The sequence below is a fragment of the Halobacillus sp. A1 genome (assembly GCF_024189295.1).
Taxonomy (GTDB): Bacteria; Bacillota; Bacilli; order Bacillales; family Halobacillaceae; genus Halobacillus_A.
The window spans coordinates 1-1,686 of record NZ_JAIZEN010000055.1; the positions used below are offsets into that span (position 1 = coordinate 1).

The window sequence follows — 1,686 nt, forward strand, 5'->3', positions numbered from 1 at the left end:
GAGGCCACTGAAGAACTGCTAACTTTTTGAGTTATATATCAAAAAAGGAAGCCGCGTTGGACTATTTTATCGTCCAACGCGGCTTCTTTGGTTGTAAGTAAGAGGGTTTTGTCCTCTTATTCCTTCATGAGTTTTATTATTCTCTTTATATTGACGGTGAAGATTGCCATCGCCCCTTGTACACGCATGCCTTTAAGACCCGAAGATGAGGCAATCTCATATCCGTGTCTATGCTTCAACTCACTATTCTTCGCTTCAATTTTATATCGTTCTTTTGCCTTTTCTTTAAAGAATTCACTGTTCTGAAACGCTACTTGGTTTTGGTGTTCCTCTGATTTTATGGAAACCGAGTAGGACTTGCTTTTAGCTCCTGGCTTATAACACCCTTCTTGAAGAGGGCATTTCTTACATTTTTCCACATCAAAGTAGTACGTGTCCGTTTGATTTGTTCCCTCATTTTTCTTTCCTTGACGAGCTTTACGAACGGCCATATGCCCAGCTGGACATACGTACATCCCGGCATCCTTATTGAACTCGAATTCATCTTCTTTCTTACGGGAACCATGAGATACAGACGGGTTTAACTTTGAAACGAGGCTCATGCTATTCTCTCTGGCATAAGCGATATTTCCCTTTTCCGAATACGCTGCGTCTCCGATGATTTCTTCAACTTCCATTCCAGCTTCTTGACTCTTTTCCACTAACGTCTGAAGTTGTTTTCCATCTGTCTTTTCGCCTGTCGTTACGGTTGCCGCAGTGATGATACGTTCTTGAGACAGCGCGAGGTGAGTCTTATATCCAAAGAACGAGGAATCTGCGGATTTGTGACCAAGACGGGCATCCGGATCTTCGGATGCCCTAAGTTCCAGTTGGTCGTCTTCAATCGTTTCCTTCAATAAGTTTAACGGTTCTTTAATCTTTGGAAGCGAAACAAGAGCCGGTTCTTTCTCAATAATTTCGACGAGACGTTGGGAATAATCCAATTCAGCCTCAAGTGTATCTTCCGTGGGCTTCTCTGGGAACTTCTCTTTCATGTCTTCATTTACAGTGTAAATCGTCTTGCGTACGGATTTTGAGCGATTGCGCAGCACTTCTTCTGGAGACGATTGGTTATAGCGTGATCGAGTGTGCGTTGCGTCTAAGATGACAGACTTGGATTGAATGACTTCCTTTTCGATCGCGATTTCAACGCTTTTCTGAATCAAGAGATCGATAAGATCATCGTCATCCAAGCGCTTTCGACGAAAGTGAGCTAATAAACTTGGGTCGATGACGTCCTCTTCAGGGGCCATCTCTAAGAAGTATTTGAAGGACATATCGACTTGTGTACGTTCCACTAAGTCGACATCGGAAATCTTATAAATGGTTTTTAGGAGAAGATATTTAAACATTCGAATGGGATGAATGGCGTTTCGACCGTTCGTGTGACAGTATTTACTTTCAAGCTCCTCGTACACGAAAGAAAAATCAACGATGTCATTAATTTTTCGAAGAAGATGGTCTTTGGGAACCACCATATCGTAAAGCCCCTCAAATTGACTGAAATTCATTGATAACTGTCGGTCTAACATCGAATCCCTCACTTTTATGTAGTTCTTTCATTATACAAGAAAACACGCATCCTTTCTTTGATTTTCAAAGAAAGGATGCGTGTTTAGTTTTATCATGGACTTTTTCAGTGGCCTC

1 protein-coding gene is annotated in these 1,686 nt (G+C 41.8%); it reads right to left on the reverse strand.

The features are described 5' to 3' along the window. Positions 1–116 precede the first annotated feature (116 nt). A complete protein-coding gene (locus LF817_RS19930) occupies positions 117–1,571 on the reverse strand; it encodes an IS1182 family transposase (protein WP_253937560.1) in 1,455 nt (484 codons plus the stop codon). Positions 1,572–1,686: the final 115 nt, after the last annotated feature.